Origin of the sequence: Amycolatopsis plumensis (assembly GCF_042652605.1) — a bacterium.
GTDB classification, from domain to species: domain Bacteria; phylum Actinomycetota; class Actinomycetes; order Mycobacteriales; family Pseudonocardiaceae; genus Amycolatopsis; species Amycolatopsis plumensis.
Genome location: NZ_JBHSJY010000001.1, coordinates 4,019,087 through 4,039,510, shown reverse-complemented (window position 1 = coordinate 4,039,510; position 20,424 = coordinate 4,019,087). Strand labels below are relative to the sequence as shown.

The following is a 20,424-nucleotide window of genomic DNA, read 5'->3' as shown; positions in this document are numbered from 1 at the left end:
TACCCTAGACAGGAAACAGGCGGGCCTTTCCCCAGAGGGCCCCGGGTCAGTCGGGAGGCCGAGGGAATGGACCCCCGCGATCGGGCGGACGCCCTGCTCGCACGAGCCCAGGCGCGCGGAGTGTTCGTCGTGACACCCGACAGCGCGACGTCACCGATGGACTCGGCGAACACCCAGCAGATCCCGCGCGCGCAGATCGACGGGCTCGACCGCAGCCGCGACCCGGACACGACCACACAGCTCCCGGCGTCGCTGATCGAGGAGAACGACCACCCGCTGGCCGGCTCGGCGCCGACCCGGCGGATGGAGGCCCAGGGCGGCCGCCGCACGCAGCCGACGACGCCGCTGAGCACGCCGTCGCCGACGACGCCGATGCCGACCCCGCTGTCCCGCCGGCCCCAGGCCGAGCAGATCACGAGCCCGCTGAAGGAGCCGGACCCGGAGGACACCGGCCTGGTGCCGACGGTGACGCAGAACATCGGCAAGTCCGACCTTTCGCGCCGGCTCGACGGGATCTAGCGGGTTTCCAGCTTCAGCCGCAGCGCGAGGCCGAGCTTCACGGCGGCCAGCACCGGCTTCCAGGCGAGCCCCTGGTGGCGGTCGGCGAGGTAGCGGTAGGCGCTGGCGTGGTGCGCGGCGAGCATCTTCTTCGACGCCTGCGACGTCGAGTGCCCGCCGAGGTGCATGACACCGACCGAGGGCACGTAGACGTTCAGCCAGCCCGCCTTGCCCAGCCGGTCGCCGAGGTCGACGTCCTCGAAGTACATGAAGTACCGCGAGTCGAAGCCGCCGACCGACTCGAACGCCTCCCGGCGCAGCAGCAGGCACGAGCCGGACAGCCAGCCCGCGACGCGCTCGACGGGCGTGCCGGTCTCCTGCCGGTACTGCCGCGTCCACGGGTTCCCGGGCCAGACCTTGCCGAAGGCGGCGTGCCCGATGCCGCGGCCGAACGAGGGCAGCTCCCGCGCGGAGGGGTAGACGGTCCCGTCGAGCTCGTGGATCAGCGGCCCGAAGGCGCCCCCGCGCGGCCACCGCTTGGCCGCCTCGAGCAGCCCGTCGAGCGAGCCGGGCTCCCATTCGAGGTCGGGGTTGGCGATGACGATCCAGCCGTAGGAGTCGTCCAGTTCGGCGACACCGCGGTTGCAGCCGGTCCCGTAGCCGACGTTCTCGCCGATGCTGAGCAGGTGCACGTTCGCGCGCTTCGCGGCCTTCTCGGGAGCACCGTCGGTGGAGACGGTGTCGGCCACGACCACCTGGACCGGCCGCTCGGTGGCCTTCTCGAGGGTGTCGAGGAAGCGCTCGAGGGTGTCGCCGGAGAAGTACGTCACGGTCACGACGCCGAGTTCGTCGCCGTAGCGGGATGCCTCAGTCACCCGGCCATTGTCCACTCGTCACCCAGCGCAACCCCGCCACCCCGAAGCCCGTGACGGAAGAGCCGACTCGCGTGATCAGGAAGCCGACACGCGTGATTGCGGGGACGACACGCCGCGCGAGGCTGCCGCTGCCGTGTCGACCCTTCAATCACGCGTGTCGGCCCTTCAATCACGCGAGTCGACCGTCGGATCACGGTTCAGCGGGTGCGGAGGTGGCGGGACCAGGCCTTGGCGTACGCCTCCCGGTGCCGCTCCGCCGTCGTGGCCCAGGAGAACTCCTTCGCGCGCTGCTGCGCGGCCGTGGCCAGCTCGGCCCGGCGTCCCGGGTCGGCCAGTAGCTCGCCCAACGCCGCCGCGACGTCGCCCGCGCCGACGCCGCAGTACGCCACCGCGTCGCCGCCGACCTCCGGGAGTGACAGCCGGCGGGTGGTCAGGACGCACGCGCCGCACGCCATCGCCTCCAGGACCGGGAGCCCGAACCCCTCGCCCAGCGACGGGTACGCCACCAGCTCCGCCCCGCCCAGGAACCCCGCCAGCGTGCCGAACGGCAGGTAGCCCGCCCGGATCACGCGCAGGCGGTGCGGGACGGCGTCCAGCGCCCGCTCCACCTGGGTGTCCCAGCCCGGCTGCCCCGCCAGCACCAACGCCGGCGCGTCGGCACGCCCGGCCACCGCCCGCGCGAACCCGCGGATCAACGCGGGCACGTTCTTCCGCGGCTCCAGCGCCCCGAGGAACGCCACGTACGGCGTCCGCCCCAGGCCGACGGCCGCGCGGGCCGCCGCGACCTCCTCGGGGGACGGCGGGTGGAAGCGCTCGCTGTCGACGCCGTGGTGAATCACTTCCAGGGAAGCGTGCCGCACCGGGCCGACGCGGGCCAGCTCGATGGCCGTTGCCGCCGAAGGCACCACGCACAGCGTCGCGCGGCGAAGCGCCGTCGCCGTCCAAGCGCGGAAGAAGCGGGCCTTCACCGACGAGTGCAGGACGGCGTCGGTGAAGAAGGTCGCGTCGTGCAGCGTGACCACCGAGGCGGCTGAAGTCGCGAGCGGCATCGTGTAGTGCGGCGAGTGGACGACGTCGGCGCCGAGGCGGCGCGCCAGTCGCGGCAGGGTCGCTTGTTCCCAGGTCAGGCGGGCCGTGCGGGTGGTCGTGGCCGGCGAAGCGGGCACGACGCGGGAACGCGGCGCCAGCTCGTCGTAAAGCTGCAGGTCGCGGGGCTGGCAGACGACGGTGAGCCGGGCCCCGTCCGCGTCGAGGGCGGCGACGAGCGAATCCACGTACCGGCCGACGCCGCCGCGGTCCGCGGGAACCGCGGTCGCGTCGATCAGCACCCGGGGGTCTTCGCTCACCCCTGCAGGGTACGGCGGCACCCCCGCGCCATGGTGAGGAACTGGCAAACCGGGCAGGTGAGCGCCTCAGTCGTGCGCGCGGCGGTGGATCGCCCACACGGCTTCCGCCGCGCGACGCCAGGTGAAGGTCCGCGCCCGGTCCCGCCCCGCCCGGGTCAGCTCGGCCGCCCGCGCGGGTGAACCGAGCACTTCCCGCAGCGCGGCCGCCAGCGCCGTCGCGTCCCCGCGGGGCACCATCAGCCCGGCCCCGCCCGCGACCTCGGCCAGCGCCGGGACGTCGGTGTGCACCACCGGGACCCCGGCCGCCATCGCCTCCAGCAGGCCCAGCCCGAACCCCTCGGCGAGGCTCGGCACCGCCAGCACGCTCGCGTGCCGCAACGCGCTCGCCAGTTCGGCGTCCGACACCTTCCCGAGCACCCGCAGCCGCTCCGCGGGCAGGCCGCGTTCCCGGGCCAGCGCCACCGGGTCGACGCCGCCCCAGCCGGGCTGGCCGGCCAGCACGAGCACCGTGCCCTCCAGCGCCGCGACCGCGTCGACCAGCACGTCGATGCCCTTGCGCGGCTCGATCGTGCCGACGGCCAGCACGTACTGCGCGGGCAGGTCGAGCTCGGCCGAGCCCGACGGCACCCGCACGCCGTGCGGCACCACGCGCACCGGGACGTCGACGTCGATGAGCACCGCGAGCTCGTCGGCGACCGCCCGGGTCGGCACGACCAGCCCGGACGCCCGCCGCGCGGCTCGCGCGATCATCGACCGGTGCCAGCTGACCCCGCGTGCGGTCAGCGTCTCCGGGTGGGTCCACGGCACGGTGTCGTGCACGGTCACGCTCAGCGACTTCCCGGCCGGGGCGCGGGGCGGCGCGAACGGCGTCGGCGCGTGCACCGCGTCACCGCCCGGCCACCAGCGCAGGCCCAGCTGCCAGGCGGCGACCAGCGCCCGCGGGGGGATCCGCAGCACGCGCGGGCCCTCGACGCCGTCCAGCCGGGCCGCGTCGACGTCGGCGTGCCGCGCGACCACGCTGGACACCGTCCAGCCCGGTGGCGCGGTCTTCGCGAGCGCGGGGATCAGCTCGGCCGTGTAGCGCCCGGTGCCACCGGGCACGGGCGCGAGGAGCTGCTCGGCGAGCACGACCAGTTCGGGCACGCGGCTATTGTGCGGGACGTGACCGCGAATCCCGCCACCACGGTGGTAGTCGTGACCTGGCGGGGTGCCGGGCACATCACGGCCTGCCTCGACGCACTGGCCGCGCAGACGCGTCCACATCGGACGCTCGTGGTCGACAACGCCTCCGCCGACGGCACCGCCGCCCTGCTCGCGGCCCACCCGTCCCGCCCGGAGGTGCTCCGCCTTCCGCGCAACACCGGCTACGCGGGCGCGCTCGCCGCCGCCCTCGAAAAGGTCCAGACCCCGCTCATGGCGTGGCTGAACGACGACGCCGAACCCGCGCCGGACTGGCTCGCCACGCTCGAGGACACCCTCGAGAAGGCGCCGCTGGCCGCCGCGGCGACGTCCCTGCTCGTGCGTCCCGACGGCACCACGCAGTCCGCCGGGGTCCGGCTGACCGCCGACGGCCACGGCACCGACGTCACCGAGCCCGCCGGCGAGGTCTTCGGCTTCTGCGGCGGCGCGGCCCTGCTGCGCACCGACGCGCTGAAGGACGTGCACGGCGTCCCGGCGGAATTCTTCTGTTATTACGAGGACACCGACACGGCGTGGCGGCTGCGGCTGGCCGGGTGGGACGTCGTCGCGGCGCCGGGCGCCCGCGTCCAGCACGCCCACGGCGTCAGCAGCGAGCTCGGCTCGCCGCAGTTCCACCGCTGGAACGAGCGCAACCGGCTGCTCATGCTGCTGCGCTGCGCGCCCCGGGGAGTCGCGGTGAACCAGCTGCTCCGGTTCGCCGTGTTGACAGCGGTGCTGCCGCTGCGTCCCGGACGCCCGGCGGCGGCGAACTTCCGGTTCGGCCTGCGCTGCCGGGTGCTGGCCGAGGTGGCCGTGCGGCTACCAGCGACGTTGCGGACCCGGCGCAAGATCACCCGCCGCGCGGCGCTCGGCCGAGGCGCGGTCTGGGAGGCATGGGCAGGCCTTTAAGCTTGCGCCAGGATCGACGACGAGGAGCTGGCTTTGGCGCAGGGGGATCCGCAACCGCTCGTCTCGGTGATCGTGGTCAACTACCACGGCGCCGACGACACGATCACCTGCCTGCGCGCGCTCGCCGAGCACGACTACCCCGAGCTCGAGCTGATCTGCGTCGACAACTCGGCCGACAGCGCCGAAGCCGCCCGCATCAGCGAGGCCGTCCCCCAGGTCCAGCTCGTCGAGGCCGGGCGCAACACCGGCTTCGCGGGCGGCTGCAACCTCGGGGCGAAACACGCGAAGGGCACCGTCCTCGCCTTCCTCAACAACGACGCCCGCCCGGCGCCCGGCTGGGTCTCCGCCGCCGTCGCCGAGCTGCGCGCGCAGCCGGGTGTCGCCGCCGTGGCCAGCAAGGTCCTCGACTGGGACGGCACCGGCACCGACTTCGTCGACGGCGGCCTGACCTGGTTCGGCATGGGCTACAAGCGCCACGCCGGCACGCCACTGGCGGACGTCCCGGCGGCCGAGCACGAGGTCGCGAAGGACGTCCTGTTCGGCACCGGCTCGGCGCTGTTCGTCCGGGCGAGCGTGTTCGCCGAGCTCGGCGGCTTCGACGAGCGGTTCTTCATGTTCTACGAGGACGTCGACCTCGGCTGGCGGCTCAACCTGCGCGGCTGGCGCGTCCGGTACGTGCCGGAGTCGCTCACCTACCACCGCCACCACGCCACGATGGCTTCGGTCGACACCCCCGAAACCGGCCGCGAGACGTTCCTGCTGGAGCGCAACGCCCTGGCCGCGCTCTACAAGAACCTCTCCGACGAGACGCTGGCCCGCGCGTTGCCCGCGGCGCTCGCACTGGCCGTGCGCCGGGCCACCGCCCGCGGCGAGCTCGACGCCACGCAGCTGGACCTCGAACACGGCGTCGCCCCGATCGAGTCCGCCGACGTCAGCATCCCCCGCACCACGCTCGCCGGGCTGCTGGCCATCGACCAGTTCGTCGAGCAGCTGCCCTCGCTCGCCGAATCCCGGGCGGCCGAGCAGGCCGCCCGCGTCCGCACCGACGCCGATCTGCTTCCCTTGCTGCGCAAGGCCCTCGAACCCGCCTACCCGCTGCCGCGCTATCTGGCCGCGCACGACATCCTCGTCGAGGCGTTCGGCATCGAGAAGGCGTTCGGGCAGCGCCGGAAGATCCTGGTGCTCACCGGCGACGCGCTCACCGAGCGGATGGCGGGCCCGGCGATCCGCGCCTGGAACATCGCCCTCGCGCTCGCCGCCGAGCACGACGTCCACCTCACCACCACCAACCCCCTGGCGACGCCGCCGCCGTCGCCGTTCCGGGTCAGCGCGGGCAAGCACCGCGAGCTCGACGCGCCGATCGCCTGGGCCGACGTCGTCGTCCTGCAGGGGCACGTGCTGGAGCTGGCGCCGTCGCTCAAGAAGCAGCACAGCGGCAAGATCGTCGTCGCCGACCTGTACGACCCGATGCACCTGGAGCTGCTGGAGCAGGGCAAGGGCATCCCCGACGACCAGCGCGCGGCCGACCTCGCCGGCGTCACCCGCGTCCTCGACGCCCAGCTCGAGCGCGGCGACTTCTTCCTCTGCGCGTCCGAGCGGCAGCGGCACTTCTGGCTGGGCCACCTCGCCGCGCTGGGCCGGCTTTCGCCGCGGCTCTACGACGCCGACCCGACCACGCAGTCGCTGCTCGCGGTCGTCCCCTTCGGCCTGTCGCCGGAGCCGCCGGTGCGCACCGGGCCGGGCCTGCGCTCGGCGCTGGGCATCGGCGGCACCGACCACGTCGTGTTGTGGGCGGGCGGGGTGTACAGCTGGTTCGACCCGCTGACCCTGGTGCGCGCGATCGACAAGCTGCGCCGCCGCCGCGGCGACGTCCGGCTCGTGTTCCTCGGCATGAAGCACCCGAACCCCGAAGTCGCCGAGATGGACATCGGCACGCGGACGATCCGGCTGGCCGATTCGCTGGGGCTGACCGGCAAGCACGTCTACTTCAACGAGCAGTGGGTGCCCTACCACGAGCGCCAGAACTGGCTGCTCGACGCGAACTGCGGCGTCACCACGCACTACGAGCACGTCGAGACGACGTTCGCGTTCCGCACCCGCGTGCTGGACTACCTGTGGGCGGGGCTGCCGATCGTCACCACCGACGGCGACAGTTTCGCCGACCTGATCCGGGCGGAACGGCTGGGCGTCGTCGTCCCGGCCGAGGACGACGAGGCGCTGGCCGACGCGCTGGAAAAGGCGTTGTACGACGAGGAGTTCGCGGCGGGCTGCGTCGAACGGCTCGCCGTCGTCGCGCACCGGTTCGCGTGGCCCGAGGCGCTGAAGCCGCTGGTGGAGTTCTGCCGCGACCCGCGCCCGGCGGCCGACCGGCTGCCCGGTTCGGCGGACCTGGTGACGACGCCGCCGGTGCGCGGCCGCGCGATGCTGCGGCGGGATCTGGACCTGATCCGCGAGTACCTCGACGCCGGCGGCCCCGCGGAGCTGGCCCGCCGCGTGGGTGGTCGCGCGGTGAAGGTCGCGCGCCAACGCTTGTCGGGGGGTCCAGGGGGGCTTGTCCCCCGGCTGGGGTCCGGGGCTCGGCCCCGGAGGTCACCGCGTGGCTAGGTCACTGAGCGTCCTCCTCGACGGCACCCCGCTGCTCGGCGCGCGCACCGGGATCGGCCGGTACACGGCCGCGCTGAGCGAAGAACTCGTGTCGATCCCGGAGGTCGACACGCGCGCGGTGGCGTTCACCCTCCGCGGCTGGCGGCGGCTGCGCCACGTGCTCCCGTACGGCGCCCGCGCCCGCGGGATGCCGGTGGCGGCGCGGCTGCTGCGGGCGGCGTGGCTGCGGTCGGACTTCCCGCCGGTGGAGCTGTTCGCCGGCCCGACGGACGTGGTGCACGGCACGAACTTCGTGCTGCCGGGCCGCTTCCGCGCGGCCGGCGTGGTGACGATCCACGACCTGGCCTTTTTGGACAATCCCGCGGAGCTCGCCCCGAGCGACCGCGGCCTGCCGGACCTGGTCCGCCGCGGGGCCCGCCGCGCGAACGTCATCTGCACCCCGACGGCGGCGGTGGCGGACGCGGTGGCGGAGCGTCTCGACGTCTCGCGCGACAAGATCGTGGTGACGCCGCTGGGCGTGAACCCGGCGTGGTTCACCGCGCGTCCCCCGGACGACGAGCGCCGGGCCCGCCTCGGGCTGCCGTCGCGGTATCTGCTGTTCGCCGGGGCCGCCGGGCCGCGGAAGGGCCTGGACTGGCTGACCCGGGCCCACGAGGCCGCACCGGACCTGCCCGACCTGGTGTTCGCGGGCCCGGGCCCGTTCCCGCGGGGTGCCCGCCGGTTCCAGACGGGCTATCTGTCCGATGTGGACCTGCGGACGGTGGTGGCGGGCGCGTCGGCCCTGGTGCTGCCCTCGCGCGACGAGGGGTTCGGGCTGCCGGTGCTGGAGGCGATGGCCTCGGACGTCCCGGTGGTCTGCACGGACATCCCGGCGCTGCGCGAGGTGGCGGGCGAGTGCGCCAGCCTGGTCCCGTACGGCGATGTGGACGGCTTGGCCGAGGCCCTGCGGATGGCGGTGACGGACCCGCACGCGGTGGCCACGTCGGCATCGAGGCGCGCACACGCGGCGAACTTCACGTGGCGCACGTGCGCGGAGCTGACGGTGGGCGCGTACCGGCTCGCCTCAGGACGCCACTGACCCGGGCCCCAAGCGCCCCAAGGCCACCTTGGGGCGCTTGAGTCCGGGCCTACTCAGCCGCGAAGTAGGCGTCCAGCGCGTCTTCCCACGACCGCATCGGGGTCAACCCGGCGTCCAGCCACGACTTCGGCGACAGCACCGAATACCCCGGCCGGGTCGCCGCCTGCGGGTACTCCGCCGACGTGCACGGACGGACGCGCGACGGGTCCGCACCCAGGTGCTTGAAGATCGCCTGCGCGAACCCGCACCAGCTCACCGCGCCCGCGTTCGAGCAGTGCAGGATCCGCTGCGGCGGCCCGTCGCCCGACGCCACCCGCGACGCCAGCTCCAGCAGCCCGCCGGCCAGGTCCAGAGTCCACGTAGGACCGCCGACCTGATCGTCCACAACGGACAACTCCGGGCGGGAGGACTCCAGCCGTGCCATGGTCTTCACGAAGTTCGAGCCGGACCGCCCGTAGAGCCACGCGGTCCGCACCACCCACGACGACGCCCCGGACCCGAGCACCGCGTCCTCGCCCGCCGCCTTCGTGCGGCCGTACGCCGACCGCGGCCCCAGCTCGTCCGCGGGCTCGTACGGCGCGGAAGCGTCGCCCGGGAACACGTAGTCCGTCGACACGTGGATCAGCGGCACCCGCCGGGACGCGCAGGCCGCCGCGAGCACGCGCGGGCCGTCCGCGTTCACCGCGAACGCGCGCTCCTCGTCGGTCTCCGCCGCGTCGACCGCCGTGTACGCCGCCGCGTTGATCACCACCGGCGCCGAGCCCGCTTCCCGGGCCCGCTCGGCCAGCGCGCCGACCGCGGCCAGCACCTGGCCCGTCGCCGTCACATCCAGTTCGGCCGACCCCGGGGCCACGACGTCCACCGAAGCGGACGCCAGTGCGGCGAGATCCCGGCCGAGCTGCCCGGAACCCCCGGGCACAAGCACCGTCAGCGGCACAGAAACTTCCCCTACTTCTTCAGCGCGGCCCGCTCGGCCAGCGGTTCCCACCACGCACGATTGTCCCGGTACCACGCCACCGTCTCGGCCAGACCGTCCTCGAAGGACACGCGCGGAGCGTACCCCAGCTCGTCGCCGATCTTCGTGATGTCCACCGAATACCGGCGGTCGTGACCCTTGCGGTCCTCGACCGGCTCGACGCTGTCCCAGCCCGCGCCGACCGCCGCCAGCAGCTTCTCCGTCAGCGCCCGGTTCGTCAGCTCGGTGCCGCCGCCGATGTTGTAGATCTCGCCCGGCCGCCCGCCGTCGGCGACCAGCTGGATGCCGTGGCAGTGGTCGTCCACGTGCAGCCAGTCACGGACGTTGAGCCCGTCGCCGTAGAGCGGCACCTTCCGCCCGTCGAGCAGGTTGGTGACGAACAGCGGGATGACCTTCTCCGGGAACTGGTACGGACCGTAGTTGTTGGAACACCGGGTGATGCACACCGGCAGCCCGTGGGTCGTGAAGAACGACCGCGCCACCAGGTCGGACGACGCCTTCGACGCCGAATACGGCGAGTTCGGCTCCAGCAGGTGGTCTTCGGTCCACGACCCGTGCTCGATCGAGCCGTACACCTCGTCGGTCGACACGTGCACGAACTTGCCGACGCCGGCGTGCAGCGCCGCCTGCAGCAGGTTCTGCGTGCCGAGCACGTTCGTCAGCACGAAGTCGGCGGCGCCGAGGATCGAGCGGTCCACATGGGACTCCGCGGCGAAGTGCACGACGAGGTCGACGCCGGTCATCGCCTCGGCGACCAGGGCCGTGTCGCAGATGTCACCGCGGACGAACTCGAGCCGCGGGTCGGCGGCGACCGGGGCGAGGTTGGCCTCGTTGCCCGCGTAGGTGAGTTTGTCCAGCACCACCACCTCGGCGTCGCGCAACGCCGGGTAGGCGCCGGTCAGCACCTGCCGGACGTAGTGCGACCCGATGAAGCCGGCACCACCGGTGACCAGGACCCGCATCTTCCCGCCTTTCCCTCGCGCCCCGGAGGGGCAATCCGCCCCCAGCCTACGGAGGTCCTACAACACCCTCAGTAGAGTCTCGGTGGAGGCACGCTGGTGCCCTGGGGGAAGTACGGGGTCACAGGGGAGGAAGCGCGTGACCGAACAGGCTGCGCCGATCATCCCGGCGCGCCGTGACCACGGCGTCGCGGTCTTCGCCCGCCGCGGCGGCAAGGTCGTGGTTTCCCTGCTGTCGGTAGCCGTCCTGGCCCTGACCTTCTACGGCTGGCACTTCATCGGCGACCCGAACACCGGCCTGACCACCACGAACGTCTTCGCCGACACCGAGGCGCACGCGAAGCCGCTCGACGGCGCGGTCGACATCCTCCTGGTCGGCCAGGACAGCCGCACCGACGCGCAGGGCAACCCGCTGCCGCGCGAGGTGCTGGACATGCTGCACGCCGGCGTCTCCGACGGCGAGCTGAACACCGACACGATGATCCTCGTGCACATCCCCCAGAACGGGAAGCACGCGATCGCGATCTCGTTCCCCCGCGACTCGTGGGTGGAACTGACCGGCGGCTTCGGCAAGCACAAGCTCAACAGCGCGTTCGTCTACGCGTACACGGACACTTACCGGGCGTTGCAGCGCCAGGGCATGACCGACCTGAAGCAGGCCGACCAGGAAGCGAAGGTCGCCGGGCGCAAGAACCTCATCGCCACGCTCGAGAAGTTCATCGGCAAGCCGGGCATGATCGACCGCTACGCCGAGGTGAACCTGGCGAGCTTCTACGAGATCACCAAGTCGATCGGCGGCGTCGAGGTCTGCCTCAAGGGACCGGTCAAGGAGACGAAGTCCGGCGTCGACCTGCCGGGCGGGCGCCAGACGATCGAAGGCGTGCAGGCGCTCGCCTTCGTCCGCCAGCGCTACGGCCTGCCGAACTACGACCTCGACCGGATCGCGCGGCAGCAGGCGTTCCTGTCCGGGCTGGCCCGCAAGGTGCTCTCGACCGACGTGCTCACCAGCCCGGGCAAGATCGCCGACCTGGTGGCGGCGGTGAAGAAGTCCGTCGTGCTGTCGCAGGGCTGGGACCTGACCGAGTTCGCCGCCCAGATGCGCGGCCTGACCGGCGGCAACATCGAGTTCCACACCATCCCGACGCTGGGCAACGCCACCATCGGCGGCGCCGACGTGCTGCGCGTCGACCCGGCCCAGGTCGCGGCGGAGGTGGCGCGGCTGACGTCGGACGGCGACACCCCGGCGGCCCCGACGTCGACGCAGCTACCCGGCGCGAAGGCCGTCACGGTCGAGCTGTTCGACGGCTCGGGCTCGCCGTCGGTGGCCGCCCAGACGCACGCGATGCTGGAGGGCAAGGGCTTCACGCTCGCCGCCGACCAGCGGCTGAGCGCCCGCACCACCACGGTCGTCCGGTACAACCCGGCCGACGACACCGCGCTTGGCCTGGTCAAGCAGGCGCTGGGCGCCGTCGTGCAGGCCGAGCCGGACCGGGACGTCCCGGCCGGGCACGTGCGCGTCCTGCTGGGCAAGGACCTCCGGAACTCCGCCGCCGGCCCGGGTGGCGCGCCGACGTCGACGGCCGCCAAGCCGCCGGCGGCTCCGGCCACCCCCGCCGCACCGCCGATCACGGCGGGCGACGTGCCCTGCGTCAACTAGACTGGGTACGCAGGGTGTTCGGGGGAGGAAAGCCAGCGTGGCAGAAGACCAGGAAGAACCGGAGAAGACAGCCGACCCGGTGACGCACAGCGACGACTGGAAGCCGTCGCCGTTCCCGCGGCAGGCACCGGCGCCGTCGCGGATCCGTCGCGTGGGCCGGGTGACACGCCGGGTGGCGGTCGGCCTGGTGTCGCTGCTCGCGCTCGGGGCCAGCGGGTACGTCTACGTCACCAAGGACCAGCTGCAGAGCACGGTCCCGACGACCGACGCGCTCACCCCGCGCGCCGGCGAGCCCGCGCCGCCGCCCGCGGACGACGGCGCGGAGGACATCCTGCTCGTCGGCAGCGACGCGCGCACGGACGCCCAGGGCAACGCGCTGCCGACGCGGGTGCTCCGGCAGCTGCGCACCGAAGCCAACGACGGCGCGGTGAACACGGACACGATGATCGTGCTGCGGATCCCCAAGAACGGCGGCAAGCCGTCGGCGGTCTCGATCCCGCGTGACACCTGGACGGCGATCCCGGGCCGCGGCGAGGCGAAGATCAACTCGGCGTACGGCGTGGCGAAGGCGCACGCGGCGCAGGCGCTGCGCGCGCAGGGCGAGCGCGACCAGGCGAAGATCGAGCGCGACTCGGACACCGAGGGCCGCCGGGTGCTGGTCCAGGCGCTGCAGGACCTGACGCAGGTGCGGATCGACCACTACGCGGAGATCAACCTGCTGGGCTTCTACCTGCTGACCGAGGCGCTCGGCGGGGTCAAGGTGTGCCTGAACCACGCGACCGAGGACAAGGATTCGGGCGCGAACTTCCGCCGCGGCGAGCAGACGGTTTCGGGCGGCGAAGCGCTTTCGTTCGTCCGGCAACGCAAGAACCTGCCGCGCGGCGACCTCGACCGGATCGTGCGGCAGCAGGCGTTCCTGTCCTCGGCCCTGCACCAGCTGCTCTCGGCGGGCACGCTGACCAGCCCGGGTACGCTGAACGACCTGATGGACGCGGTGCACCGGTCGCTGACCCTGGACCCGGGCCTCGATTTGCTGCAGTTCGCGCAGCAGGCGAAGGGGATCGCGTCGGGCGACCTGACGTTCGCGACGATCCCGGTGGTGACGGCGAACGGGCGGAGTCCGGACGGGCAGAGCATCGTGCAGGTCGACCTGAAGGCGGTCCGCGAGTTCGTGGCGAACCTGGCGGGCCGCCCGGCCCCGCAGGCGTCGGGAGGTGGCGGCTCGGGCAGCGGCGCCGCCCCCGCCGCGGCGCCGCTGCTCCGAGACTCCCCCGGGGTGCCCTGCGTCAACTGACCCGGAGGCGGCACTTTCCCTACGAAAGTGCCGCTTCTCGTCAGGCGAAGTCGGCGCGGTGCTCCTCGGCCCAGTGGCGGAACGTCCGCGGCGCGTGGCCGGTCACCTCGCGGACCAGGTCCGTCACCGGCGACGGCTCCTCCACCGTCCGCGCCCAGGCCCCGAGGATTGACGCCGGCACGTCCGACGGCCAGCCCAGCGCCAGCATGCGTTCGATCGCCTGCTCCTTCGTCAGCTCCTCGACCCGCAGCGGCCGGCCGAGGACGTCGGCGAGCACCGCGGCCTGCTCCCGGAACGAAATCGGCTCCGGACCCGTCAGCGCGAGCGACTCCCCGTCGTGCGAGCCGTCGATCAGGATCCGGGCCGCGACGTCGGCGATGTCCCGCTCGTGGATCGCCCCGATCCGCGAATCCGGGTACGCCGTGCGGACCACGCCCTCCGCGACGTCCTCGCGCCACCCCAGCACGTTCGTCGCGAAGGCGCCCGGGTTCAGCGCCGTCGAAGCGAACGACCCGGCGGCCAGGGCCTGCTCGACCGCGCGGTGCAGCCCCGCGATCCGGCTCTGCGCGGCGTCCGGCTGGAGCGTCGCGGCCGACGACAGCAGGACGACGTGCCGGACCCCGGCCGCTTCCGCCGCCTTCACGAAGCCTTCGATGCCGTGCGGCCGCGTGTACAGGAAGGCCGCGGAGACGCCGTCGAGCGCGGGCTCCAGCGTCGAGGCGTCCTCCAGGTCCGCGCTCACCTTCGCGACACCGTCCGGCACGTCGAGCTTCGCGGCGTTACGGCTCGAGGCCCGGACGTCCTGACCTGCGGCGACGAGCGCGTCGACCACCGCGCGCCCGACGTGACCGGTGGCTCCGGTGACGAGAATGGTCATGGTTCCCCAGCTTCCGAGATGCGTTTGCTTTTAAAGCAAACGTACTGAGGACGCTCTTCCGGTGTCAACCGGCGCCGCGCGCGGTCCGCGCTTTAGCCTTGTCCCCATGAGCCTGACCGACGAGCTGCTGCGCCCGCTGCCGGCCGCCCAACCGTTGATCACCCACTACGACGACCAGCTGGGCAGCCGCGTCGAGCTGTCCGTGGCGACCACCGCCAACTGGGCGGCGAAGACGGCCAACTGGCTGACCGAGGAGTTCGACATCGAGCCGGGCGACGCCGTGGCGGTGCAGCTCCCGGCACACTGGCAGACCGTCGGCGTGCTGCTCGGGGCGTGGTGGTGCGGGGCACGCGTGGTGAGCGAGGGCGCCGGCGCGCGGGTGGCGTTCGTCGGGCCGGACGACCCGGAACCGACCGGCGCGGCGGCCACCGCCGTCGTGACGCTGGACCCGATGGGCCGCGGCCTCGCCGAGCCGCCGGGCGGCGGCGCGTTCGACTACCTGTCCGAGGCCCGGCTGGCGGGCGACCAGTTCCGCCCACTGTTCCCGATCCCCGGCGACACGGCCGCCCTCTTCGAGTCCACTGTGGACGAGCTGCTGGCCGAAGCCAGGGCCCGCGCGGCGAAGCTCGGCCTCAGCTCGGCCGACCGGGTGCTGTCCACCCGGGACTGGAGCGGACCTGAGGGCATCCTCGACGGCTTGCTCGTCCCCCTGGCCGCGGGCGCCCACCTGGTCCACATCAGCAACGCGGACCCGGCCAAGCTGGACGCCCGCCGCGAAGCCGAACGCACCACGGCGGACCTCCCCGCCTGAACACCCTGCCGCAGCCCTCGTGAGTGAGAAACAGTGTTCTAACCCTGTTTCTCACTCACGACCAGCCGCGGCAGGGTGGGGACTCAGGCGTTCTGCAGTTCGCCGACCTCGGTGTCGCGGCGGGCGCGCTTGCGGCCCCACAGCAGGTGGTCGAGCGAGAGCCGGCCGCCGTTGAAGCCGAGCGCGAGCCCGGCGAGGGCCAGCACCAGGACCAGCTCGTAGCCGCCCTGGCCGGTCAGGCCGTTGTCGATGTGCACCGAAAGCAGCGCGCCGACCGAGATGACGACGTACCCGATGCCGACGAGCGGCAGCAGGAAGCCGACGATGAAGGCGACCGAGCCGAGGATCTCCACGGTCATCGCGAAGACCGCGGCGGCCGTGGGCAGCGGGATGCCCGTCATCTCGAAGAACTTCGCCGTGCCGTCGATGCCGTTGTTCCACTTCTGGAGCCCGTGTGCGAGGAAGACGACCGCGACGCCGATCCTCCCCAGCAACAGGGCCACGTCCTTGAATCGTCCGAACATCGGTTTCAGCTCCCGGGTAGGTGAAATTTCAACTGACCCGACCCAAAGTAGGGCACCCGGCACCCGAACCCGAAGCTCCGGACGGTGATCGACAGGAAACCGACAGGCACCTCTCAGCGCTTGTGCGCCCGGGCCGCACCGAAGCAGTACACGCCGAACGCGGCGAGGCCGAGGGCCACGACGATCAGCAGCACGGTGCCGAAGGGCTGGGCGGAGAGCGTCTTGAGCGCGGCGTCGAGGCCGCCGGCCTTGTTCGGGTCGGCGGTGAACCCGGCGATGGCCACCAGGATCGCCACGATGGCCAGGACGACACCCTTGGCGAGGTAGCCGATGGTCCCGATCGTGCCGATCCAGCGCTGGGCTTTCCCCGGCAGCTCCGACGTGTTCAGGTCCTGGAGGAACTTCTTCTTCGCACCCTTGACGGCCGCCGCGATGGCGACGCCGAGAACGGCCGCGGCCGCGATCACGACCAGCGCGGGCCCGGCCGGCAGCTTGAGCAGCTCTGCGGTGAACTCCTGCTGCTTCTGGTTGCTGGACCCACCGCCCCCGCTGCCGGTGGCGATGCGGATGGCGGTGATGCCGAGCAGGATCACGACGACCCCGCGCGCGGCCGCGCCGATCCGCTTGCGCGTCCGCTTGCCCCCGCTGACCCACTCGTACCCGGTGGCCGCCATCAGGAACTGCCAGAGCCCGAACAGGATCAGGCCGACGGCGACGATCCAGAGCAGGACCTGCCCGAACGCCGTCGAACCGATCTGCTGCAGGGCACCCTTCTGGTCCGCCTGCTCGCTGTCGCCGAAGGCGACCTGCAGGGCGAGGTACGCGATGACCAGGTGCACGACCCCGTAGCACGCCATGCCGGCGCGGCCGAGCACTTGCGCGGTGTTGCTCTTCTCGCCTCGTTCGGCGGTGGCCTCTGTCCGGTTCATGCCTGCTGTAGTACCCAAATCCGAACCGGATCCGCTGGGCCAAGCGGCCTAATCACTTGCTGTACCTGGGACGATCGCGCTCGTGAGTGCGCCACTGGTCGGTTACTGGTCGGAGCAGGAGGTCTACCCGGGCTCGCCCGAGTACGCCGACCTGGGCTTCCGCCCGGACGGTTCGGGCTGGATGTACTGGGCGAGCTGGAGCAAGGAGTTCCTCGTCCACCGGTTCCGCTGGCACGTCCCGGCGCCGGGGGTGCTGGCCGTCCGGCTGCACCTGACCGTCGGCGGCGAGTGGTCGGTGGCCGAGGGGGACGTCACGCACCACGTCGAGTACCGGGAGGACGCCGACAGCGTCGTCGAGGTCGGCTGGGCGATCGAACCGAACTCGGAACTGACCTTGGCCCGCCCGCTGGCCTCCCTCTGCGGCACGCGCTTCCGGCCCGTCGCGAACGGCGGCACCGATCCGACGGACGCCGGTTAAGCGGGCCGGCGCCGCACCTCGTCGAGGCCGGCCCAGCCGCCGTTGACCGCGAGCAGCGTCAGCACCTGTTCCGCCTGTTCGGCGAACCGCGCGAGGTCCTCGTGCAGCAGGGCCGCGCGCTCGCCGTCGAGCTGGTCGAAGTCGTCGAACCACAGCGAGATGGCCGAACCGGCCGTCACGGCGAGCCCCTGGGTCAGGCTCAGGAACCCGGGCGACGGCTCGTCGGCGGCCGCGCGGTAGGCCGTCTCGATCTCGTCGCACGCGGCGAGCAGGTCACGCAGCTGGCGGACGGCGCCGGCCGGGGTCCCGTCCCAGGCGGCGGTCGGCCAGGCGCGATCGGACAGCTCGAGCCACAGCCGCCAGCCGGCGACCAGCTCGGCTTCGTCGTGGGGCGTCCAAGACGCCGGAACCGGCCAATACATGCTTCGAGGGTGACACCGGCGGAGCGGAAAACCGCCCCGCCGGTGGGTTATGTCTCATGTGGCGAAATTCAGGAGATGACGGGCGGCACAAAGACACACGGCGGCGTCTTGGCGTGCGCGGGGTCGAGCGCGTTGAGCACCAGCCCCTGCGCGACGGGGTCGTAGGTGATGCCGAGGTGGTCGGTGAAGTCGAGCCCGCAGACGTTCTGCAGCAGGATGTTCCTGACGTTGGGAGCGGTTTCGAGGAAGGCGCTGGTGTACGGCGTCACGACGTCGTCGTAGCAGGTCTGGATCACGGTGTACTGGATGCCGGGCACGGTTTCCCCGCCGGCGTTGAGGTCGGTGAGGAAGTCCGAGCCGACGGCCTGGTCGTTGCAGGCCTGGCAGACGGTCCCGAGCGCGGGCGGGACACCGGGGATCATTTCGAGGGTGCTCAGCAGCCCGAAGAGGTCCGTGCCGTGGTTGGACGGCGACAATCCGACGAGCCGGCTGATCTTGTCCGCGCCCCCGAGGTACTTGATCCAGTAGCGGATGTTCATCCCGCCCTGCGAGTGCCCGACGACGTCGAGCTTGGCCGCCCCGGTGGCCGCGAGGATCCGGTCCCCGAAGGCGGCAAGCGCTTTCGCGGTGTCGGCGACGGGCCCGACGGTCTGCAGGAAGGCGCCGGGCGCACCGCCGAAGTTGCCGGCGAAGACGCAGTAACCGGCGTTCGCCAGCTTCTTCGAGAGGTTCGCCCAGTTTTCGTAGGCGTTGGCGGTGGTCCCGTTGGAGAGCAGCACGGGGTTGGGGTGCTGCGCGCTGGGCCGGCAGTTCCAGTCGTTCGCCCCCGGCGGCGCGATGGTGGGCGCCGCGAGCGAGTAGACGGCCGCGGTGAGGATGGTGGGCTGCACCGGCCCGGTCGGTTCCCGCTCGGCTGCTTGACCGGTGCCGGCCCCCAGCAGGAGCACCGCCATCGTGGCCGCGGCGGCCGTGAGCCACCTGCGCGTCGTTGCGCCCATCCGTTTCACCTCTCTGTGAACCGATGGTGACCTGCGTCACCGCAGGTTTAACGCGCGAGTAGCTTGCGCAGACTTCACCCGGGTGGGTTATTTCCGGTCCAAGGCGGCGCAGAAGAACTCGTCGAGCTTCTCAACGGCGGCGTCGACGAACTCCTTCTTGTCGTAGAGGTCGACGTGGCTGGCGCCCTCGATCCAGTGGAGCTCCTTGGGCCCGGCAGCCCGGTGGTGCACCTCGACGGCCATCCACGACGTGACGGCCCGGCTGCCGACGATCTGCAGCAGCGGACGCGGCGCGGTGAGCGGGACGGCGTGGAAGGCGTCGAACGAGGCCAGCTTGTCGACACTCGGCCAGGCGAGGAACTTCGCGGACCGTTCGTGTTCGCCGCGCGGGGTGCAGTAGTACTCGAACCCCTCGATCCCGTGCTGCCCACCGAGCGCCCCGGCCTGTTCGGCGGTCTCGGGGAACATGGTCATGACACCGGGATCCTCCCCGCGCGCGGCGGCGGTCCGGGCCTGCGCGGCGAGCCCGAGCAGGCCCTGGAAGACGGCGGGGTCCTGGGTCCCGTCGGCCCCGAAGCGGAACTGACGGGCGACGTCGACCCCGGAAACGGTGGCGACGGCCCGCACGCGCGGATCACCCCCGGCGGCGGCGAGCGAGTAGCCACCGGAGGCGCAGATGCCGAGCAGCCCGATCCGGTCCGCATCGACGTCCGGACGGGTGCTGAGGAAGGACACGGCGGCCTTGAAGTCCTCGACGCGCTGGGCGGGGTCTTCCAGCCCGCGGGGCAGCCCACCGGACTCCCCCTGGTAGGCGGCGTCGAAGGCGAGCGTGACGAAGCCGCGTTCGGCCATCAGCCGGGCGTAGGTCCCGGCAGTCTGCTCCTTGACCCCGGTCCCGGGGTGCCCCACGACCAGCGCGGGCCACGGCCCGGCCGAGTCCGGCGTGTGAAGGTGGGCGGCGAGCGGAATGCCGGCGCTGTCGAACCGGACGGTGGTCATGGCCATCGGGGCGCTCCTCGGGATGTGGTGGCTGGTGCTCCACCACAGTCCGCCGGATTCCTCGGGGGCGGGAGAGACAGGTTTCTGCCTGGGAAAGAACCTGCCCCCCTTCAGCCGTCCGGGCGCAGGGACACTGGAGAGCATGACGCCGGATTCCGATCCCCGGGCGCTGGGCGCGTACCTCAAGGCCCGCCGCGCCCAGCTGACCCCGCGGGACTGCGGCCTCCCCGAGCCGGAGTCCGCTCGCCGGGTGGCCGGTCTCCGCCGCGAGGAGGTGGCCCTGCTGGCGTCGATCAGCGTGGACTACTACACGCGCCTGGAGCAGGGCCGCGTCCGGGCGTCGGCGCCGGTGCTGATCACCCTGGCCCGGGCGTTGCGCTTGGACGAAGACCAGCAGCGCTACCTGTACGAGCTGGCCGGCCGGGCCGACGACCTTCCCCGCAGGCGCGGTCCGCAGCAGCGCGTACGTCCGGCGATGCGCAGGCTGCTGGCCCAGCTCACCGGAACCCCGGCGCTGGTACTGGGCAGGCGCCTGGACATCCTGGCCTGGAACCCCGCGGCCACGGCCCTCTTCACGGACTTCGAGGCCATCCCCCGAACCGGCGCAATTACCTGCGCCTGCTCTTCACCGACGAGCAGGTCCGCACGATGCACGAGAACTGGCCGCACGACGCCCGCGAAGCGGTGGCGGCCCTGCGCATGGAAGCGGCGGCCGACACCACGGACCCCGACCTGGCCCGCCTGGTCGGTGACCTGTCCGTCCAGGACCCGGACTTCCGCAGGTGGTGGGCCGAGCACCAGGTGAACAGCGCCACGTACGGAACCAAGCGCTACCGCCACCCGCTGACGGGAAGCATGACCCTGGACTGCGACACGTGGGCCAGCCCGGACGGCTCAGGCCAGCGCCTGATGGTCCTGACGGCCGAACCGGGCACGCCGGACCACGACGCCCTCCTGATCCTTACCGCGTGGGCTGCGGAAGAGAACACGAACCGCACCCGATAGCCGGAC

At 72.5% G+C, this 20,424-nt stretch carries 19 protein-coding genes and 1 pseudogene; 9 read left to right on the top strand and 11 right to left on the bottom strand.

Annotated features, from left to right (window positions below; genetic code table 11):
• The first annotated feature begins 66 nt into the window (after positions 1 to 66).
• Entirely contained in the window at positions 67 to 519 is a 453-nt protein-coding gene (locus ACFPLC_RS19615) for a hypothetical protein (protein ID WP_378195090.1), read from the top strand.
• Here the strand turns inward: ACFPLC_RS19615 and ACFPLC_RS19610 are convergent.
• The 3 genes from ACFPLC_RS19610 to ACFPLC_RS19600 all read right to left on the bottom strand — a co-directional run bounded on the left by ACFPLC_RS19610 (position 516) and on the right by ACFPLC_RS19600 (position 3,862).
• On the bottom strand, positions 516 to 1,373 hold the full coding sequence (locus ACFPLC_RS19610) for a glycosyltransferase family 2 protein (RefSeq protein WP_378195088.1): 858 nt from the start codon (positions 1,371 to 1,373) through the stop codon (positions 516 to 518). The genes ACFPLC_RS19615 and ACFPLC_RS19610 overlap by 4 nt on opposite strands.
• Before the next feature lie 197 nt (positions 1,374 to 1,570).
• Complete coding sequence (locus tag ACFPLC_RS19605; RefSeq protein ID WP_378195464.1) at positions 1,571 to 2,701, bottom strand: glycosyltransferase family 4 protein; 1,131 nt, start codon at positions 2,699 to 2,701, stop codon at positions 1,571 to 1,573.
• Positions 2,702 to 2,785: 84 nt separating this feature from the next.
• Entirely contained in the window at positions 2,786 to 3,862 is a 1,077-nt protein-coding gene (locus ACFPLC_RS19600; protein WP_378195085.1) for a glycosyltransferase family 4 protein, read from the bottom strand.
• 9 nt (positions 3,863 to 3,871) lie between these two features.
• Between ACFPLC_RS19600 and ACFPLC_RS19595 the strand changes: the two genes are divergently transcribed.
• From ACFPLC_RS19595 to ACFPLC_RS19585, 3 genes are read left to right on the top strand one after another with little or no spacing between them, the layout of a single operon-like run.
• Complete coding sequence (locus tag ACFPLC_RS19595) at positions 3,872 to 4,807, top strand: glycosyltransferase family 2 protein (RefSeq protein ID WP_378195083.1); 936 nt, start codon at positions 3,872 to 3,874, stop codon at positions 4,805 to 4,807.
• Positions 4,808 to 4,840: 33 nt separating this feature from the next.
• Complete coding sequence (locus tag ACFPLC_RS19590; RefSeq protein WP_378195080.1) at positions 4,841 to 7,411, top strand: glycosyltransferase; 2,571 nt, start codon at positions 4,841 to 4,843, stop codon at positions 7,409 to 7,411.
• Positions 7,404 to 8,489: a glycosyltransferase family 4 protein gene (locus ACFPLC_RS19585; protein WP_378195077.1), complete on the top strand. Its 1,086-nt coding sequence runs from the start codon at positions 7,404 to 7,406 to the stop codon at positions 8,487 to 8,489. The genes ACFPLC_RS19590 and ACFPLC_RS19585 overlap by 8 nt, the downstream gene beginning before the upstream one ends.
• A 49-nt stretch (positions 8,490 to 8,538) precedes the next feature.
• Here the strand turns inward: ACFPLC_RS19585 and rfbD are convergent, their stop codons facing one another.
• Positions 8,539 to 9,426: a dTDP-4-dehydrorhamnose reductase gene (rfbD, locus tag ACFPLC_RS19580; protein ID WP_378195074.1), complete on the bottom strand. Its 888-nt coding sequence runs from the start codon at positions 9,424 to 9,426 to the stop codon at positions 8,539 to 8,541.
• An 11-nt stretch (positions 9,427 to 9,437) separates the two neighbouring features.
• On the bottom strand, positions 9,438 to 10,427 hold the full coding sequence (gene rfbB / locus ACFPLC_RS19575; RefSeq protein WP_378195071.1) for a dTDP-glucose 4,6-dehydratase: 990 nt from the start codon (positions 10,425 to 10,427) through the stop codon (positions 9,438 to 9,440).
• 136 nt (positions 10,428 to 10,563) lie between these two features.
• On the opposite strand from rfbB, the gene ACFPLC_RS19570 reads away from it, so the two are divergent.
• Both ACFPLC_RS19570 and ACFPLC_RS19565 read left to right on the top strand, forming a co-directional pair.
• Complete coding sequence (locus ACFPLC_RS19570; RefSeq protein WP_378195068.1) at positions 10,564 to 12,081, top strand: LCP family protein; 1,518 nt, start codon at positions 10,564 to 10,566, stop codon at positions 12,079 to 12,081.
• 37 nt (positions 12,082 to 12,118) lie between these two features.
• Positions 12,119 to 13,375, top strand: coding sequence for an LCP family protein (locus ACFPLC_RS19565; protein WP_378195065.1), 1,257 nt, complete (start codon positions 12,119 to 12,121; stop codon positions 13,373 to 13,375).
• A 40-nt stretch (positions 13,376 to 13,415) separates the two neighbouring features.
• Here ACFPLC_RS19565 and ACFPLC_RS19560 read toward each other — a convergent pair whose 3' ends face one another.
• Positions 13,416 to 14,252 carry an NAD(P)H-binding protein gene (locus ACFPLC_RS19560; RefSeq protein ID WP_378195062.1) on the bottom strand — a complete coding sequence of 279 codons (837 nt, stop codon included), beginning with the start codon at positions 14,250 to 14,252 and terminating at the stop codon, positions 13,416 to 13,418.
• 106 nt (positions 14,253 to 14,358) lie between these two features.
• Here ACFPLC_RS19560 and ACFPLC_RS19555 point away from each other — a divergent pair, with 106 nt between their 5' ends.
• Positions 14,359 to 15,063 (top strand): TIGR03089 family protein, encoded by a 705-nt coding sequence (locus ACFPLC_RS19555; protein WP_378195059.1) that lies wholly within the window; start codon positions 14,359 to 14,361, stop codon positions 15,061 to 15,063.
• A gap of 83 nt (positions 15,064 to 15,146) precedes the next feature.
• Here the strand turns inward: ACFPLC_RS19555 and ACFPLC_RS19550 are convergent, their stop codons facing one another.
• Both ACFPLC_RS19550 and ACFPLC_RS19545 read right to left on the bottom strand, forming a co-directional pair.
• The gene (locus tag ACFPLC_RS19550) at positions 15,147 to 15,587 is read right to left on the bottom strand and encodes a DoxX family protein (protein WP_378195056.1); all 441 of its coding nucleotides are present in this window, start codon (positions 15,585 to 15,587) and stop codon (positions 15,147 to 15,149) included.
• A 113-nt stretch (positions 15,588 to 15,700) separates the two neighbouring features.
• A complete protein-coding gene (locus tag ACFPLC_RS19545) occupies positions 15,701 to 16,516 on the bottom strand; it encodes a DUF1206 domain-containing protein (RefSeq protein ID WP_378195053.1) in 816 nt (271 codons plus the stop codon).
• A gap of 82 nt (positions 16,517 to 16,598) precedes the next feature.
• Between ACFPLC_RS19545 and ACFPLC_RS19540 the strand changes: the two genes are divergently transcribed.
• Positions 16,599 to 16,994, top strand: coding sequence for a hypothetical protein (locus tag ACFPLC_RS19540; protein WP_378195051.1), 396 nt, complete (start codon positions 16,599 to 16,601; stop codon positions 16,992 to 16,994).
• Here ACFPLC_RS19540 and ACFPLC_RS19535 read toward each other — a convergent pair.
• The 3 genes from ACFPLC_RS19535 to ACFPLC_RS19525 all read right to left on the bottom strand — a co-directional run bounded on the left by ACFPLC_RS19535 (position 16,991) and on the right by ACFPLC_RS19525 (position 19,419).
• Entirely contained in the window at positions 16,991 to 17,416 is a 426-nt protein-coding gene (locus tag ACFPLC_RS19535) for a hypothetical protein (protein ID WP_086844791.1), read from the bottom strand. The two genes, ACFPLC_RS19540 and ACFPLC_RS19535, sit on opposite strands and share 4 nt — an antisense overlap.
• A 68-nt stretch (positions 17,417 to 17,484) precedes the next feature.
• Complete coding sequence (locus ACFPLC_RS19530) at positions 17,485 to 18,414, bottom strand: esterase/lipase family protein (protein WP_378195047.1); 930 nt, start codon at positions 18,412 to 18,414, stop codon at positions 17,485 to 17,487.
• 87 nt (positions 18,415 to 18,501) lie between these two features.
• On the bottom strand, positions 18,502 to 19,419 hold the full coding sequence (locus ACFPLC_RS19525) for an alpha/beta hydrolase (protein WP_378195044.1): 918 nt from the start codon (positions 19,417 to 19,419) through the stop codon (positions 18,502 to 18,504).
• Here ACFPLC_RS19525 and ACFPLC_RS19520 point away from each other — a divergent pair.
• A pseudogene (locus ACFPLC_RS19520) lies at positions 19,382 to 20,418 on the top strand (helix-turn-helix domain-containing protein). The gene ACFPLC_RS19525 and the pseudogene ACFPLC_RS19520 sit on opposite strands and share 38 nt — an antisense overlap.
• Positions 20,419 to 20,424: the final 6 nt, after the last annotated feature.

Coding starts and splice junctions, on each gene's coding strand:
- ACFPLC_RS19615 (WP_378195090.1), top strand. CDS start 67: ATGGACCCCCGCGATCGGGCGGACGCCCTGCTCGCACGAGCCCAGGCG.
- rfbB (WP_378195071.1), bottom strand. CDS start 10,427: ATGCGGGTCCTGGTCACCGGTGGTGCCGGCTTCATCGGGTCGCACTAC.
- ACFPLC_RS19560 (WP_378195062.1), bottom strand. CDS start 14,252: ATGACCATTCTCGTCACCGGAGCCACCGGTCACGTCGGGCGCGCGGTG.
- ACFPLC_RS19555 (WP_378195059.1), top strand. CDS start 14,359: ATGAGCCTGACCGACGAGCTGCTGCGCCCGCTGCCGGCCGCCCAACCG.
- ACFPLC_RS19550 (WP_378195056.1), bottom strand. CDS start 15,587: ATGTTCGGACGATTCAAGGACGTGGCCCTGTTGCTGGGGAGGATCGGC.
- ACFPLC_RS19545 (WP_378195053.1), bottom strand. CDS start 16,516: ATGAACCGGACAGAGGCCACCGCCGAACGAGGCGAGAAGAGCAACACC.
- ACFPLC_RS19535 (WP_086844791.1), bottom strand. CDS start 17,416: ATGTATTGGCCGGTTCCGGCGTCTTGGACGCCCCACGACGAAGCCGAG.
- ACFPLC_RS19530 (WP_378195047.1), bottom strand. CDS start 18,414: ATGGGCGCAACGACGCGCAGGTGGCTCACGGCCGCCGCGGCCACGATG.
- ACFPLC_RS19525 (WP_378195044.1), bottom strand. CDS start 19,419: ATGGCCATGACCACCGTCCGGTTCGACAGCGCCGGCATTCCGCTCGCC.